This is a genomic window from Pseudonocardia humida, assembly GCF_023898865.1.
Taxonomy (GTDB): Bacteria; Actinomycetota; Actinomycetes; order Mycobacteriales; family Pseudonocardiaceae; genus Pseudonocardia; species Pseudonocardia humida.
The window spans coordinates 1-14,572 of the sequence record NZ_JAGSOV010000003.1; the positions used below are offsets into that span (position 1 = coordinate 1).

The window sequence follows — 14,572 nt, forward strand, 5'->3', positions numbered from 1 at the left end:
CCGCCGCCCCACCCCGCCCGGGCGGGGGGGGCCCCGCCCGGCGGCGCGCGCCCACGACCCACCCCACGCTGCGAGGGGCCCGCCTACCCCTGCGAGCACCCCACCGGAGGTCGCTTGCGGACCGAGGCGGGGGCCGGTCCCCTAGGGTCGGGACGTGCCCGAGACGGAGACCGGCAGCGCAGGCGCCGACGCCGACGGCCCCGCCGAGGCGGGGGGCGGACTCGACGAGGTGGCCGACGAGCTGTACGGCGTGCGCCCCGACGAGTTCATCCCGCGCCGCGACGAGGCCGTCGCCCGTGCCCGCGAGGCGGGCGATCGCGACCTGGCCCGGGCGATCGGCCGCCTGCGCCGCCCCACCCGCGCCGCCTGGCTGTCCAACCTGCTCGCCCGCGAGCGCCCCGACCAGCTCGAGGGCCTGCTCGGGTTGGCCGAGGGGCTGGCCGACGCCCAGCGCACCCTGGACGGCGCGGCGCTGCGCCAGCTGTCCAGCCAGCGCCGCAAGCTGGTGGGCGCGGTGGCCCAGGAGGCCTCCCGGCTGGCCAGGGCCGAGCACGAGCCCGTCGGCGACGGGCTGCTGCGCGAGCTGCAGGAGATCCTGGAGGCCGCGCTGGCCGACCCGGACATCGCCGACGAGGTGCGCTCCGGGCGGCTCACGCGCTCGGTCTCCTACTCCGGCTTCGGTCCCGGTGCCCGTGCCGACGCCGCGCCGCGGCCCGCGCGCACCCGCCCGGCGCCCCCGCGCCGCGAACCCGCCGAGCCCGCCCCCGAACCCGAGCCCGACGAGGACGAGCGGGAGCGGGAGCGCCGCGAGCGCGAACGCCGGGCAGAGCGCGAGCGCCGGGAGCGGGCGCTGGCCGAGGCGCGGGCCGAGGAGGAGACCGCCCGCGACCGGCAGTTCGCCGCCGAGGGCGCCCGCGACGACGCCGTCGCCGCCCGCGACGACGCCCGCGACCGGGTCGCCCGGCTCGCCGCCGAGCTGGAGTCGGCCCGCGAGGCCGAACGGGCGGCCGCCGACGCCGCGCGCGACGCCGAGACCGCGGCGCGGGCCGCGGGCCGGGAGGCCGGGGCCGCGGCCTCGCGCACCGCCCGCGCGCAGGCGGCGCTCGACGAGCTCGACGGCTCCTGACCGGCGGCGATCCGCGCCACCCCGACGCACGCGGAAGTGCGCGGGACCACGGGAGAACCTCCTCACACGCCCGTCGCGCATGCGGGCCGGGCGTGCGGTTACCCCACGGGTATGGCACTCACCATCACCCCGGAGACCGTCGCCACCGACACGATCATCGCCCAGCTGAGGGCCATCGAGCAGCTCACCCGGACCGAGGCCCTGACCGCGCGCATCCGCGTCGCGCAGGCCCGCACCGACGAGGTGCGCCGCGAGCTGCGCGACAACGCCGCCGACGCCGACCGGCGCATCGAGCGCATCACGGCCCGCCTGCGCGCCCTCGACGCCGCCCCCGACGTCCTCACGCCGACCATCAGCCGCGTGGTGACGCTGGTCAAGAGCACCCTGGAGCAGGCCCAGCCGGTCGAGGAGGCGCTGCTGACCGACCTGACCCTGGAGCACCAGCTCCGCGACCGCGCCCGCTACGTCAAGGTGCTCGCCAAGCGGGCCGGGCTGCCCGCCGTGGAGAAGCTGGCCGACGACCTCGTCGCCAAGCACGGCGAGACCATCGAGTGGATCACCACCGTGCTCGCCGAGGAGGCGCTGGGCGGTCCGGCCAAGCTCGCCCCCACCCCGCTGCAGCGGGTCGCGGGCGGGGTGGCGCAGGCCATCACCCTGCCCACGCGGGTCGCCATGCAGGGCGTCAACCGCGCCGTCGACGGCCTGAGCCGGGTCGGCGACCAGGCCCGCGACACGGTCAACTCCGTGGTCGGGTCGGTCGCGCGCGTCGGCACCGACGGCCGCGAGGTCGTGACGGCCGGGCGCGACGCCGCGCTGCGCAAGGCCGAGCAGGTCGCCGGCCGCGACGGCGCCGAGCCGGTGGCCGACGCCGTGCACGCGACCCGCGCCGAGCTGGGCAGCCTCAAGGCCAGCGAGCTGCCGATCAAGGGCTTCGAGGAGCTCAGCGCCCAGGGCGCCGCGGCGGCGGTCCGGGAGCTGACCGACCCGGACCAGGTCACCACGATGCTGGCCTTCGAGGAGCGCAACCGCAACCGCGCCGGGGTCGTCTCGGCCGCGCGCAGCCGGTTCGCCGCGCTCGCCAAGGACGCCGCCAGGTCCTGATCGACGTCCTGATCGACACCGCATGACCCCTCGCCGGGGGGGGGGGGCCCGCCGGGCCCCCCCCCCCCCGGGTCCGGCACCATCCCCGCGAGCCGCCGTCCGGTCACCCGGGCGCGGCCGGGAGCCGCACCGTGACGTGGAGCCCCCCGGCGGCCGAGGGGGTGAGGGTGAGGGTCCCGTCGTGCGCGCGGGTGATGCTCGTGACGATCGCCAGGCCGAGGCCGACGCCGGCGTGGTCGGTGCGGACGCGTTCGCTGCCGCGCTGGAACGGCTCGGCGAGCCGGGAGACCGATTCCGCCGTGAGCTTCTCGCCGGTGTTCTCGACGGTGAGCACCGCGCTCCCGGCGCGGACACCGGTCCGGACCAGCACGGTGCCCTTCTCCGGCCGGTTGTGCACGATCGCGTTGTGCACGAGGTTCGTGGTCAGCTGCAGCAGCAGGGCGTGCGAGCCGATGGTCGCGGTGATGTCGCCGGAGGTCCGGACGGCGACGCCGTGCTCCTCCGCCAGGGGCAGGAGCGTCTCGGTGGCCTCCTCCGCGAGCAGGGACAGGTCGACGCGCTCGCGGGCGAAGGACCGCTGGTCGGCCCGGCTGAGCAGGAGCAGCGCCTCGGTGAGGTCGATCGCCCGGGTGGTGACGCCGTGCAGGCGGTCGACGAGCTCGCCGGGATCGCGGGTCGGGTCGTTGCGGGCCACGTCGAGGAGCGTCCGCGTGATGGCCAGCGGGGTGCGCAGTTCGTGCGAGGCGTTGGCGGCGAACCTGCGCTGTTCGCCGACGTGCGCCTCGAGCCGCGTGAGCATGGTGTCGAAGGCGTCGGCGAGCTCGCGGAACTCGTCGCTGCGCCCCGGTAGCCGGATCCGGTGGGAGAGCGACCCGTTCGCGGCCATGCGGGTGGCGTGGGTGATGCGGGTCAGCGGGGCGAGCATGCGCCCGGCCAGGACCCACCCTCCCACCAGACCGAACACCAGCAGGAAGCCCATCGCCGCGAAGACCGCCGAACCGAATACCCGCGGGCCGAAGTTGCTCGGGTCGAAGGCGCGCAGGAGGTCGGGGAGGGTGGGGACGAACGTGCTGGCGGGCGAGCCCCGCAGCAGGAACACCCACACGGCCCCGAGCAGCAGGGCCCCGGCGAACATGAGGAACCCGGCGTAGCTGAGGGTGAGCTTGAGCCGGACGCTCGGGCCGGGTCGCCTGTGCACGGTCTGCTCCCTCACGCCCGGGTGCCGGGTGCCCCCACGCACGGGCCCTCGATGCTACGAGCCGGGGCGTATCGCCGGGATATCGAGAACCGCATACGTTCCGGCGATACCGCGCTGCCTTCACTGGCGCCATGACCCGCAGCGGACCAGCACGAGCAGCAGACCGGTCTCCGGTGCCCTCGGCCCCCGGCGCGTACGGCGATCGCTTCCCGACCCAGCCCATCGCGGTCGGCCACCACCGGAGAGGGCTCGTCCTCGACGAGCACGGCGGGCGTGCTCCCGGGGTCACGAGCCGGCACACGTCGTCGGCGTACCGACGACCGCCGCACCGACGACCGCCGCCGGCCCGGCAGCACCACGCGCCTGCGACCGACCGCGTGTCCTACCGCGAACCGGCCCGGACCGCCGCCGGCCCCGCCCGATCGACGGTCCTCGTCGTCGCGGTCGTGGTCGCCGCCGCGGTGACCGGAGCCCTCGGTCTCCGGTCGTGGGCGACCTCGTCCCCGTCGGCGGCCCCCGTGCCACCGGGGGGATCCGTCCCCGCCCCGGGCCCGGCACCGCAGACTCCGCGGGCGGACGACGTCCCGCGGCGCCCCCCACCACCGGGCACCGACGACCGTGACGGCGCCGGCCGTGGTGCGCTCGGCGAGGCAGACGGTGTCGTTCCCGACGGCGTGACGGTCTTCGACGACGTCGCCGCCGTGGCCAAGCTCGATCCGGCTCTCCTCGATGCCCTGCGCCGGGCCGCGACGCAGGCCGCGGACGACGGGGTCGCGTTCTCGGTCAACAGCGGTTGGCGGTCCCCGCGGTACCAGGACCAGCTGCTCCGCGAGGCCATCGCCGAGCACGGCTCGGAGGAGGCGGCGGCCCGGTGGGTGGCCACCGCGGACACCTCCCCGCACGTGTCCGGGGACGCGGTCGACATCGGGCCCGCCGCGGCCACGGCGTGGCTGTCGGAGAACGGCGCCGACCACGGGCTGTGCCAGACCTACCGCAACGAGCCCTGGCACTACGAGCTGCGCCCCGACGCCGTCGACGACGGTTGCCCGCCCCCCTACGCCGACCCCACGCACGATCCGAGGATGCAGGAGTGACCCGTCGCCCACGGATCACGCTCGGCGGCTCCCGCCGGGCCATTCGTGGTGCAGCACGGCGTACAGCTCGTCGTTGGTCCACTCCCCCTTGCTCCAGGTGCTCTGCAGCTGCAGCCCCTCGCGGCGCATGCCCACCCGGCGCAGCAGGGCGGCCGAGCGCGCGTTGCGGTCGTCACAGCTGGCGGTGACGCGGTGCTTGCCGCGGTCGAGGAACAGGTAGTCGAGCACCCGGCGCACGGCCTCGGTGGCGTAGCCGCGGCCGTGGTGCGCGGCGGCGAAGGTGAAGCCCAGCTCGGCCTGGCAGGGGCGCTCGAGCGGCACGTGCACGCCGCAGTCGCCGACCAGCTCGTCGGTGCCGGGCAGGGCCACCGCGAACTGGAACCAGCGCCCGGGGGTGTCGGGGTGCTCCTGGTCCAGCTCGGCCAGCATGCGCCGTGCCCGCTCCATCGGGTAGGGCGCCTCCCAGCCCTGGTAGCGGGCGATCGCCGGGTCGCTGCGGTAGGCCACGAAGGCGGGCAGGTCGGCGGCGCCGAACCGGCGCAGGACGAGCCGTCCGGTGCGCAGGGCGGTGAACCCCGTGTCCGGGCCGAGCTGGTCGTGCGGGAAAATCACGGCCATAGCCAACACCCTGCCTGATGACCTGCCCGACCTCCCGGTCCGGGCCGCGCTCGGCGAGGTGACCGGTGCCCTCGCGGCGCACGGGGCGGCGGTGCTGGTCGCTCCCCCGGGCACCGGCAAGACCACGCTCGTGCCGCTCGCGCTCGCCGCCGCGAGCGAGCAGCGGGTCGTGGTGGCCGAGCCCCGCCGGTTGGCCACCCGCGCGGCCGCGGCGCGGATGGCGTCGCTGCTGGGCGAGGCGGTGGGCGAGCGGGTCGGCTACGCCGTGCGCGGCGAGTCGCGCAGCTCGGCCCGGACCCGGATCGAGGTGGTCACCTCCGGGTTGCTGCTGCGCAGGCTGGTGGCCGACCCGGAGCTGGCGGGCGTGGGCACCGTCGTGCTGGACGAGTGCCACGAGCGCCACCTCGACGCCGACCTGCTGCTCGCCCTGTTGCTCGACGCCCGCGCGGGCCTGCGCCCCGAGCTGGGCCTGCTGGCCACCTCGGCGACCGTGGCCGGCGAGCGGCTGGCCGAGCTGCTCGACCCGGCGGGCACGGCCCCGGTGCTGCGGGTCTCGGCCAGGACGTTCCCCGTCGACGTGCAGCACCTGCCGCCGGTGCGGGGGGAGGCCGTGGAGGCGTGCGCGGCCAGAGCGGTGCGCGCGGCCCTGGCCGACGGCGACGGCGACGTGCTCGTGTTCCTGCCGGGGGTGGCGGAGATCCGGCGCACCGCGGCCGCGCTGGGCGGGCTGGACGTCGACGTGCGCCCGCTGCACGGGCGGCTGCCACCGGCCGAGCAGGACGCCGCGCTGCGCCCGGGCGAGCGGCGCCGCGTCGTGCTGGCGACGGCGGTGGCCGAGTCGAGCCTGACCGTGCCGGGGGTGCGGGCGGTGGTGGACGCCGGGCTGGCCCGGGTGCCGCGCACCGACCACCGGCGCGGGCTGTCGGGGCTGGTCACCGTGCGGGTGTCGGCGGCGGTGGCCGAGCAGCGCGCCGGCCGGGCCGGGCGGGAGGCGCCGGGGCGCGCGTACCGCTGCTGGCCGCGCGGCGAGCTGCTGGCGCGCTACCCCGAGCCGGAGATCCGCACCGCCGACCTCACCCGCCTCGCGCTCGACCTGGCCTGCTGGGGCACCCCGGACGGGTCGGCGCTGACCTGGTGGGACCCGCCCCCGGCGGGACCGCTGGCCGCCGGGCGCGAGGTGCTGCGGGCGCTGGGCGCGGTGCGCGACGGGCGGGTGACCGGGCGCGGGCGGCGGATGGCCGGGCTGGGCCTGCACCCGCGGCTGGCCCGGGCGCTGCTGGACGGGTCGGCGGCAGTCGGTACGCGGACGGCGGCCGAGGTGGTGGCGTTGCTCGACGACGACACCCTGGCCGCCGGGGCCGAGGTCGACGCCGAGCTGGGCAGGCTGCGCTCGGGCGGCGCGCCGGGGTCGGGGCGCTGGCGCGGGGAGGTCGGTCGGCTGGTCCGGGCGGTCGGGGCGGGAGCGGGCGCCCGGTCGGAGGCGGGCGGCCGGGCCGGGGCCGCGGCGCTGGTGGTGGCGATGGCCCAGCCCGAGCGGCTCGCCCGGCGCCGCTCCGCCGGCGCGCCGGTGTACCTGATGGCCGGCGGCACGGCCGCGGAGCTGCCCGCCGGCAGCGCGCTGGCCGGCCAGGAGTGGCTCGCCGTCGCGGTGGCCGACCGCTCCCCCGGTGCGGCCAACGCGCGCATCCGGCTGGCCGCCGCGGCCGACCGGGAGCTCGCCGAACGCGCGGCCCCGGCGCTGCTGGCCGAGGCCGAGGAGGTGCGCTGGCAGGACGGCGACGTGCTGGCGCGCCGGGTCCGCCGGCTGGGCGCCATCGAGCTGGAGCAGCGCAGGCTGCCCGACCCGCCACGGGACGCGGTGCGCGCCGCGGTGCTCGACGGTCTGCGCGCGGAGGGCTTGGGCCTGCTGCGCTGGAGCGACACCTCCCGGCGGCTGCGCGACCGGCTCGCCACCCTGCACCGGGTGCTGGGCGAGCCGTGGCCCGACGTCTCCGACGCCGCCCTGCTGGCCGATCCCGACCGCTGGTGGACCGGGCGGCTGGTCGGTGCCCGCTCGCGCGCCGACCTGGCCCGCGTCGACGCCGGGGAGGTGCTGCGCGGCCTGCTGGACTGGCGCACCGCACCGCGGCTCGACGAGCTCGCCCCGGAGCGGATCGCGGTGCCGTCCGGGTCGCGGATCGCGCTGGACTGGTCGGGCGAGCAGCCGGTGCTGCCGGTGCGGGTGCAGGAGGCGTTCGGCTGGACCGACTCGCCGACCGTGGCCGACGGCAGGCTGCCGGTCCTGCTGCACCTGCTGTCCCCGGCCGGGCGACCGGCGGCGGTCACCGCCGACCTGGCCTCGTTCTGGGCGACGGGCTACCCGCAGGTGCGCGCGGAGCTGCGCGGGCGCTACCCCAAGCACGACTGGCCGGAGGACCCGCTGGCCGCCGCGCCCTCGCGGCGGCCGCGGCGGCCCCGCCCGTGAGCCGGACCCCACCCGGACCCGACCCGATCGAACAGACGTTCTAGCATCAGCCTGGATGGCCCGCACTTCCGCGAACCAGGCACGAGTAGGGAGCACAACGGCCCGATGACCACGCCCGAGCAGCCCACCGCGACCGACCCGGCCGACCCGGCCACCCCAGCCAAGGCCGGGGGCCGGACCGGGAAGGCCGCCGCCCGGACGGCCCCCGAGCCCGCGGACGCCGCCCCGGCCGCCGCCGCTCCCGCCGACACCGCTCCTGCCGACACCGCTCCCGAGGACGCGTCCGGCACCACCGACGGTGCCGCGGCCGAGGGCGTGGACGAGGCCGCGCCGGAGAAGCGCCGCCGCGGCCGCCCGAAGGGTTCGACCGCCCGCACCACCCGCACGATCGAGCTGATCCTCACCGTCAGCGGCACCGTCGACGGCGAGTGGCAGGCCGAGCTGAAGCAGGGCAGCGCCTGGCTGAGCCGGGGCCTGCCGGTGTCGGCGACGGCCGTCGCCGCCGCCGCCCGCGAGCTGCACCCCGAGCTGGCCGACCCGATCGACGCGGCCATCGGCGCCGCCCGCGAGCAGCGCGCGGCCCGGGTCGCGGCGCTGGAGGCCGAGCTGGAGCAGGCCCGCAAGGCCCTCGCCGAGATCGAGGGCTGACAGACCCGCCGCGAGGGGTGCCGTGGCCGACCGGAAACCGGTCACCACGGCACCCCTCCCGGTACGAGGATGGGCGGGTGGACGATCCGCGCTACACGCTGATCCAGATCTCCGACCCGCACATCGAGGACCCCGGCACCCGGCAGCGCTACGGCACCGACACCGCCGAGGCGCTCGAGCTCGCGCTGCGCCGCCTCGAGGAGAGCACCGTGCGGCCCGACGCGGTGCTGTTCACCGGCGACCTCACCGAGGACGGCACCCCCGCCCAGTACCGCCGGTTCCGCTCGGTGGTGGAGCCGGTGGCGGCGCGGCTCGCCGTCCCGTTCGCGTACGCGATGGGCAACCACGACGACCGCGCCGCGATGCGCGGGGTGCTGCTGGGCGACGGCTCCGGCTCCACCGACCCGGTGTTCCAGGTGGTGCGGGTGCACGGCCTGCGGATCGTCGTGCTCGACAGCTCGGTGCCGGGTCGGGCCTACGGCGAGCTGTCACCCGACCAGCTCGACCGCCTGCGCGCCGAGCTGGCCGAGCCCGCCCCCGACGGCACCGTCGTGGTGCTGCACCACCCGCCGCTGCCCGCGGTGCTGCCGGTGGCCGCGGCGATCCCGCTGCGCGACCGGGCTGGGCTGGGCGCGGTGCTCGCCGGCAGCGACGCGCGGATCGTGCTGGCCGGGCACACCCACATGACCAGCGCGGGCGCGCTGGCGGGCGTCCCGGTCTGGACGCCGGGCGCGCTGGCCAGCACCGCCGACGCGCTGCCCCCGGCGGGCGTCGGGTCGCGGCTGGTGGCCGCGCCGACCGTGGCGCGCATCGACCTGTTCGCCGACTCGGTGATCGCCACGGCGGTGCCGCTGGACCGCGGCCTGATCGCCGACTTCGACGGGGAGGCCACGGCGCGGACGGTGGCCCGGTTGCGCGCCGAGCTGCCGGCCGAGCCGGTGGGCGGGTGATCGGGGCCGGTCGGTCCCCGCTCAGCCCGCCGTCGCGGCCAGGTCCGCCAGGGCCGAGCGCAGCGCGGAGGTCAGCACCGCCGGTCGGGTGACCGCGGCCGGGTCGAGGGTGATGCCCACGCAGCACGTGCCGTCGTGCGGGACCAGCCCGACCGACGCCGCGGCCCCGGCCGGCGGGCCGAACGGGAACACCCGGGTGATCCGCGGACCGGCCAGGTGCACCGCGTGCCCGACGCCGGGCAGCACGCCCACCCGCACGTCCACCCCGCCGCCGACCCAGCCGGTCGCACCCGGGCGCAGCGCGTCCGGGAGCGCGCCGACGACCTGGCCGACCACCGGCGACAGCGCGTCGGTCGCCGTGCGGGCGCCGGCCTCCAGCACGAACTCGCGGACCGCGCGCACCCGCTCGGTCGGGCTCGCCGGGGCCAGCGAGGCGCGCAGGGTGGCCGCGGTGAGCCGGTCGGCGCCGGGCGGGTCGTCCGGGGTGCGCAGGCTGATCGGGACCCCGACCGCCAGCTCGCCCGGCTCGGCGCCCAGCTCCAGGTGGTAGCGGCGGAACGCCTCGACGACCGCGGCGACCAGGCCGTCGTTGACCGATCCGCCGGCCGCGGCGGCGCCGGCGCGCAGGGGGTCGAGCGGGACGTCGAGCAGCTCCAGGTGCCAGCGGCCGCCGCGCTCGGCGAGCAGCGGCGCCCCGCCGGTGGCGCGGTCGGCCGACGCCCGCCACGTGCGGGCCGCGTTGACCGCGTCGCCGGCCAGCCCCCACGGCCGGGCCAGCGCCCCGGCCAGCCGCCCACCCCGGCGCAGCGCCTCCGCGGGCAGCCCGCGGGCGCGCCGGCCTGCCTGCTCGGCCAGCACCTCCACCGGGGTGGGCACCCGGCCCGGGGCGGGCACCGGCGGCTCGGGGCGGTCGGGGTCGTGGGCGGGCGTGCGGCTGTGCAGCCGACCGAGCAGCCGCACCGCGCCCAGGCCGTCGGTCACCCCGTGGTGGGTCACCACCACGTACGCCGCGCGTCCCTCGGACAGCCCTTCGACCAGCATCGCGCGCCACAGCGGCCGGTCGCGGTCGAGCGGGGCGGCGGCGAACTCGGCGACCGCGTCCAGCAGCGCGCGCATCGTGGGCCGCTCCAGCCGGACGCGGCCCAGGTGCCGGTCGATGTCGATCCGGTCGACCGTCACCCAGGACGGCGCCCCGAGGCCGAGCGCGGGCTCGACCGCCCGCTGGCGCATCCGCGGCACCATGCGCGACGCCCACTCGTGCGCGTCGCGCAGCCTCTCCCAGTCGGGCGCGGAGTCGAGCAGCTCCAGCACCGTCACGTTGGCCCGCAGCCGCGGGTCGGCGGCCTCGGCGCGCCAGGCCGCGGCCTCCAGCGCGTTCATCTCCGGCGCGGAGCCCCACTCCAGCGGGGCGGCGATCGGGCCGGTGGGCCCGGTGGTGACCCGCACCGGTCGGCCCGGCGTCGGCCCGTCCCAGGTGGCCAGGGCGTCGAGGTAGCGGTTGCGGACGTCGTCGACGCGCTTGTCGAGCTCCTCGACCGTCCAGCCGTCGGTGGGCACCGGGGGCAGCACCGTGATCTGGATGGTGCCCTCGCGCAGCGTCGAGGCGCCCTTCCACATCAGCTCGCCCGCGTTGCGGATGACGATCGGCACGATCGGCACGCCGGCCTGCATCGCCACGTGGAAGGCGCCCTTCTTGAACGGCCCCAGCGCGGGCGTCGCCGAGCGGGTGCCCTCCGGGGCGACCACGAGCGAGACCCCTTCGCGCAGCCGCTGCACGGCCGGTTCCAGCGCGGCGCGGGCCGAGGTCGTGTCGGAGCGGTCGACGAAGGCCACGTCGGCCAGCCGGAACGCCAGCCCGAAGCCGGGGATGCGGGCGGCCTCCTTCTTGGCCACCGCGCTGAACCCCGAACGCAGGAGCTTGGCCAGGATCAGCACGTCGAGCTGGCTCTGGTGGTTGAACAGGAAGACCGCGGGCCGGGTGGCTAGGTGCTCGGCGCCGCGCACGTCGAGGGTGATCCCGCCCAGCGCGGTGCCCAGCTCGCCGCCGAGGGTGAGGCCGAGGTCGACGGCGTCGCGGCGGGTGCCGGTGCCGATGAGGGCGTTGACCGCGCCCAGTGCGAGCCCGGTGCCGAACCCGCCGAGCGTGCCGCCCACGGCCCCCGCGGTGCGCGCCAGCTCGCGCACCCCGGGCCGGCCGCGGGAGCGGAACCGGGCGCTCGGCCAGTCCTTCTCGGCGGCCGCGGCGGCCAGCCCCGGCTCCGGGTTGAGCGCCCTGGCCCGCCCGACGGTGGCCAGGAACGGCACGTCCTCGGTGCCGTTGGAGTAGGCGTAGCTGTTGATCAGATCGAGGTCGTGCGCGGCGCCGAACGCGCGCACCGCGGCCGCCTTGCCCGCCCGCCACAGCGGCGGCCCGCCGGGCCGACCGGTGCACAGCCCGTCCTCGACCTCGACCGGGGTGACCAGCACGTGGCCGACGCCGAGCGCGGCGGCGGCCGGGGCGACCTGGAACCGGGTGGCCGAGGAGGCCAGCACGATGGTGTGCCCGGCGCGGCGGTGGGCCTGCACGAGCCGCCAGGCCTCCGGGTACAGCGCGCCGGCGACGCCCTGGCGCCAGAGCCGCTCGCCCAGCTCGACCAGCTCGTCCTCGCTGCGCCCGGCCCAGGCCCGCATGCCGAGCACGAAGAAGCTCTCGAAGTCCTCCTCGGTGGTGACCCCGCGCATCCCCAGCAGCAGCATCCGCCCGGCGTCGAGCGGGGTGACGTGCCCGGAGCGCAGGTGGTGGCGGGCGAAGGCGCCCAGCGAGTAGCCGTCGATGAGGGTGCCGTCGAAGTCGAAGAACGCGCCGATCCGCGGGCCCTGCGGGCCCGCGGCGACGTCGGCGATCAGGTCGTCCTCGGTCCAGGTGCGGTTCGGGTCGGGGTGGCCGGGCTCAGGGTGCGACACCGGTGGCCTCCCGCCGCAGCCGCGCGTCGATCTCGTCGATGCGCACCACCCTGGCCACCATGTCGCGCATCCGCGCGGCGAACCCCCGCCGCGACCGGGCCAGCTCCTCGCGGCCCGGGTCGACGAGGTCGAGGTTGGCGGCCAGCTTGAGCGCGGTGGTGAACAGCTCCCGCGACAGCGACTCGGACCCGTGCAGCACGCCCTGCAGCAGCATCTGCTGCCCGTACCCGGCGCACTCGTCGAGGAACTCCTTCTCCACGACCGGGGTGCGCGGGTCGCGGGCCGCCAGCCGCTCGGCCACCACCAGCTGCGAGTCGAGGAACGAGCGCAGCACCCGGTGGGCGATGAGGAACTCGGCGCCGGCCAGCGCGGCCGACCCGTCGGGGGCGTCCCAGCCCGCGCCCAGCCGCTCCAGCTCGGCCTCGACCTGGGCCTCGTGGGTGCGCCGGTCGGGGAAGAAGAACTCGAACTTGAGCAGGTCGCGCAGCGCGGCCACGGCGTCGCGGCGCTGACCCGGCTCGCTGAGCAGCGCAAGTTCGGCGAGCGCGCGGTCGACGAAGTGGTGGATCGCGCTGTTGCGGTAGAACGCGGCGACGAGGTGCTGGCCGCGGTCGATCGCGTAGACCGGCTCCCCGCCCCCGGAGTAGATCGACACCACCTTCGACGCGGCCAGCGCGTGCAGCACCCGGCGCAGCCCGGCCGGGGTGCGCACGGCCTCGGTCGACGGCCCGCTCTCGACGGCGCCCCGCGACTCCACGTACGCCCGCACCGGTTCGAGCACGCGCTGCACCTGCCCCAGCGTCAGCGCCCGGTCGCGCACGCCCAGCAGCGCCAGCGTGACCAGGGCGGTGGCCACGACCGGGGTGACCTGGTTGATGCCCACGGCGACCTCGAACACCGCTTTCTGCAGCGCCAGCCGGCGCGAGCCCGGGTCGTCCGGGTCGACGCCCTCCAGCGCCCGGCGCAGCGAGACGGGTTCGGCGAACCGGACGTAGGCGGCGCCGATCGGCTCCAGCTGCGCCTTGGCGTAGCGGGCCAGCCAGCCCAGCCCCTCCCCCTTCTTCGGGGCGCCGAGCTGCTCGGCGGCCATCGCCGAGACCTCGCGCAGCTGGTCGTGGGTGATCGAGACCGGGACCAGGTGGACGTCGTCGACGCGGCCCCGCTCGACCGCCTCGGCCACCCCGGCCAGCAGCCCGTGGCGCGGGGCGCGCAGCTTGCCGGTGCGCGAGCGGCCACCCTCCATGTACCACTCCAGGTTGAACCGCTTGGCCAGCAGGTAGCCGAAGTACTCGCGCACGGCCAGCTTGTAGACCTCGTCGTCGCCGAAGCTGCGCCGGATGAACACGATCCCGGCCCGCTTGGCCAGCGGGCCGATCGGCCAGAACCGCAGGTTCTCCCCGCCGAGCACGTGGTTGCGGGGGAAGTCGTGCTCGGCGAGCACGTCGGCCAGCAGGAACGGGTCGGTGTAGGAGCGGTGGCTGGGCAGGAACACCAGCGGGTGGGTGCGGTTGAGCTCGCGCAGCTTCTCCAGCCCGGCCGCGTCGACGTGCACGTCCCACGCCCTGGCGTGCAGGGGCCGCAGCACCCCGCTGAGCAGGTCGACCGCCACCGGGCTCAGCGAGGCGACCAGCCCGTGCAGGTCGTGCACCGCGCGCTCGCGGACCTCGGCCTCGGGCAGCTCCAGCCGGGCGGCCAGCTCGACGACCCCGTCGCGGAACTGCGGGCTGGCCTCGACCGCCTCCACGATGTGCGTGGGGACCTTGTAGCGGTCGCCGAGCAGCGCGCGCTCCGCGCGCTGCAGGGCCAGCTCGGCCTGGTGGGCGACGAACGCGGCCAGCTCGGCCGGGCTGGGGGGCTGCTCCCGGCCGGTGCGCTCGGCGAACCGGGCGCGCAGGTCGCCCAGGGTCGCGGTCTCGGCGACGGCGACGGCGGCCCGGTCGGGCTCGCGGCGGGCGATGCGGCCCTGCAGGTGCGGGGCGGGGCGGCGGGGGTTGCCCAGCGAGACGACGTCCGCCCAGCGCACCCGGCGGCGGCCGTCGCGCTCGCGGGGGCGCCAGAGCACCCGCACCGGGGCGACGACCGTGGCGTCGTCGGCGTCGGTCAGCGTGCCGACCAGCGCATCGACGCGCAACGGCAGCACGACGTCGGGGCTCAGGCCGCTCTCGCGCATCCACTCCTGGACCAGGCGGCGCTCGACGGCCGTCGCGGTGTCGGCGAGCACGACCACCGGCGCCTGCGCCCGCTCGTCCGGCCCTGGCTGCTGCAACCCCATCGGTGTCCTCTCGTCCCCCGGCCCCGACCGCAGGCCCGGTCCACCATCCTGGCCCATCGGGTGACCCGGGTCACCTGGCGCGGCACGGGCGCGGTCCGGGACCGCGCTCGGTGATCACCCGGTCGTGGGTAGTGTCGATGGCCCTCCCTCGTCGACCC

At 77.5% G+C, this 14,572-nt stretch carries 10 protein-coding genes; 6 read left to right on the forward strand and 4 right to left on the reverse strand.

What is annotated here, in order from left to right; all coding sequences use genetic code 11:
* Positions 1 to 154: 154 nt before the first annotated feature.
* Both KDL28_RS00475 and KDL28_RS00480 read left to right on the forward strand, forming a co-directional pair.
* Entirely contained in the window at positions 155 to 1,126 is a 972-nt protein-coding gene (locus KDL28_RS00475) for a hypothetical protein (protein WP_252435112.1), read from the forward strand.
* Positions 1,127 to 1,237: 111 nt separating this feature from the next.
* Complete coding sequence (locus tag KDL28_RS00480; protein ID WP_252435113.1) at positions 1,238 to 2,227, forward strand: ferritin-like domain-containing protein; 990 nt, start codon at positions 1,238 to 1,240, stop codon at positions 2,225 to 2,227.
* A 103-nt stretch (positions 2,228 to 2,330) separates the two neighbouring features.
* On the opposite strand, the gene KDL28_RS00485 is transcribed toward KDL28_RS00480, so the two are convergent.
* Complete coding sequence (locus tag KDL28_RS00485; protein ID WP_252435114.1) at positions 2,331 to 3,425, reverse strand: sensor histidine kinase; 1,095 nt, start codon at positions 3,423 to 3,425, stop codon at positions 2,331 to 2,333.
* Between the two features lie 674 nt (positions 3,426 to 4,099).
* Between KDL28_RS00485 and KDL28_RS00490 the strand changes: the two genes are divergently transcribed.
* Positions 4,100 to 4,519, forward strand: a complete 420-nt coding sequence (locus KDL28_RS00490; protein WP_252435115.1) for a M15 family metallopeptidase — start codon at positions 4,100 to 4,102, stop codon at positions 4,517 to 4,519.
* Positions 4,520 to 4,534: 15 nt separating this feature from the next.
* On the opposite strand, the gene KDL28_RS00495 is transcribed toward KDL28_RS00490, so the two are convergent.
* Positions 4,535 to 5,137, reverse strand: coding sequence for a GNAT family N-acetyltransferase (locus KDL28_RS00495; protein ID WP_252435116.1), 603 nt, complete (start codon positions 5,135 to 5,137; stop codon positions 4,535 to 4,537).
* Between the two features lie 10 nt (positions 5,138 to 5,147).
* Between KDL28_RS00495 and hrpB the strand changes: the two genes are divergently transcribed.
* From hrpB to KDL28_RS00510, 3 genes are all read left to right on the forward strand, one after another.
* Entirely contained in the window at positions 5,148 to 7,601 is a 2,454-nt protein-coding gene (gene hrpB, locus KDL28_RS00500; RefSeq protein WP_256500502.1) for an ATP-dependent helicase HrpB, read from the forward strand.
* Positions 7,602 to 7,706: 105 nt separating this feature from the next.
* The gene (locus KDL28_RS00505; protein WP_252435118.1) at positions 7,707 to 8,249 is read left to right on the forward strand and encodes a DUF6319 family protein; all 543 of its coding nucleotides are present in this window, start codon (positions 7,707 to 7,709) and stop codon (positions 8,247 to 8,249) included.
* 77 nt (positions 8,250 to 8,326) lie between these two features.
* Positions 8,327 to 9,199: a metallophosphoesterase family protein gene (locus KDL28_RS00510; RefSeq protein WP_252435119.1), complete on the forward strand. Its 873-nt coding sequence runs from the start codon at positions 8,327 to 8,329 to the stop codon at positions 9,197 to 9,199.
* A 21-nt stretch (positions 9,200 to 9,220) separates the two neighbouring features.
* Here the strand turns inward: KDL28_RS00510 and KDL28_RS00515 are convergent, their stop codons facing one another.
* Together KDL28_RS00515 and KDL28_RS00520 are read right to left on the reverse strand one after the other, a co-directional pair.
* Positions 9,221 to 12,142: an HAD-IB family hydrolase gene (locus KDL28_RS00515; protein ID WP_252435120.1), complete on the reverse strand. Its 2,922-nt coding sequence runs from the start codon at positions 12,140 to 12,142 to the stop codon at positions 9,221 to 9,223.
* The gene (locus KDL28_RS00520; protein WP_252435121.1) at positions 12,129 to 14,414 is read right to left on the reverse strand and encodes a glycerol-3-phosphate 1-O-acyltransferase; all 2,286 of its coding nucleotides are present in this window, start codon (positions 14,412 to 14,414) and stop codon (positions 12,129 to 12,131) included. Before KDL28_RS00520 ends, KDL28_RS00515 begins: the two co-directional genes overlap by 14 nt.
* Positions 14,415 to 14,572 lie beyond the last annotated feature (158 nt).

Bases quoted from the DNA above. Each gene is read 5' to 3' on its own strand.
- KDL28_RS00480 (WP_252435113.1), top strand. From the start codon at position 1,238: ATGGCACTCACCATCACCCCGGAGACCGTCGCCACCGACACGATCATC.
- KDL28_RS00495 (WP_252435116.1), bottom strand. From the start codon at position 5,137: ATGGCCGTGATTTTCCCGCACGACCAGCTCGGCCCGGACACGGGGTTC.
- KDL28_RS00505 (WP_252435118.1), top strand. From the start codon at position 7,707: ATGACCACGCCCGAGCAGCCCACCGCGACCGACCCGGCCGACCCGGCC.
- KDL28_RS00520 (WP_252435121.1), bottom strand. From the start codon at position 14,414: ATGGGGTTGCAGCAGCCAGGGCCGGACGAGCGGGCGCAGGCGCCGGTG.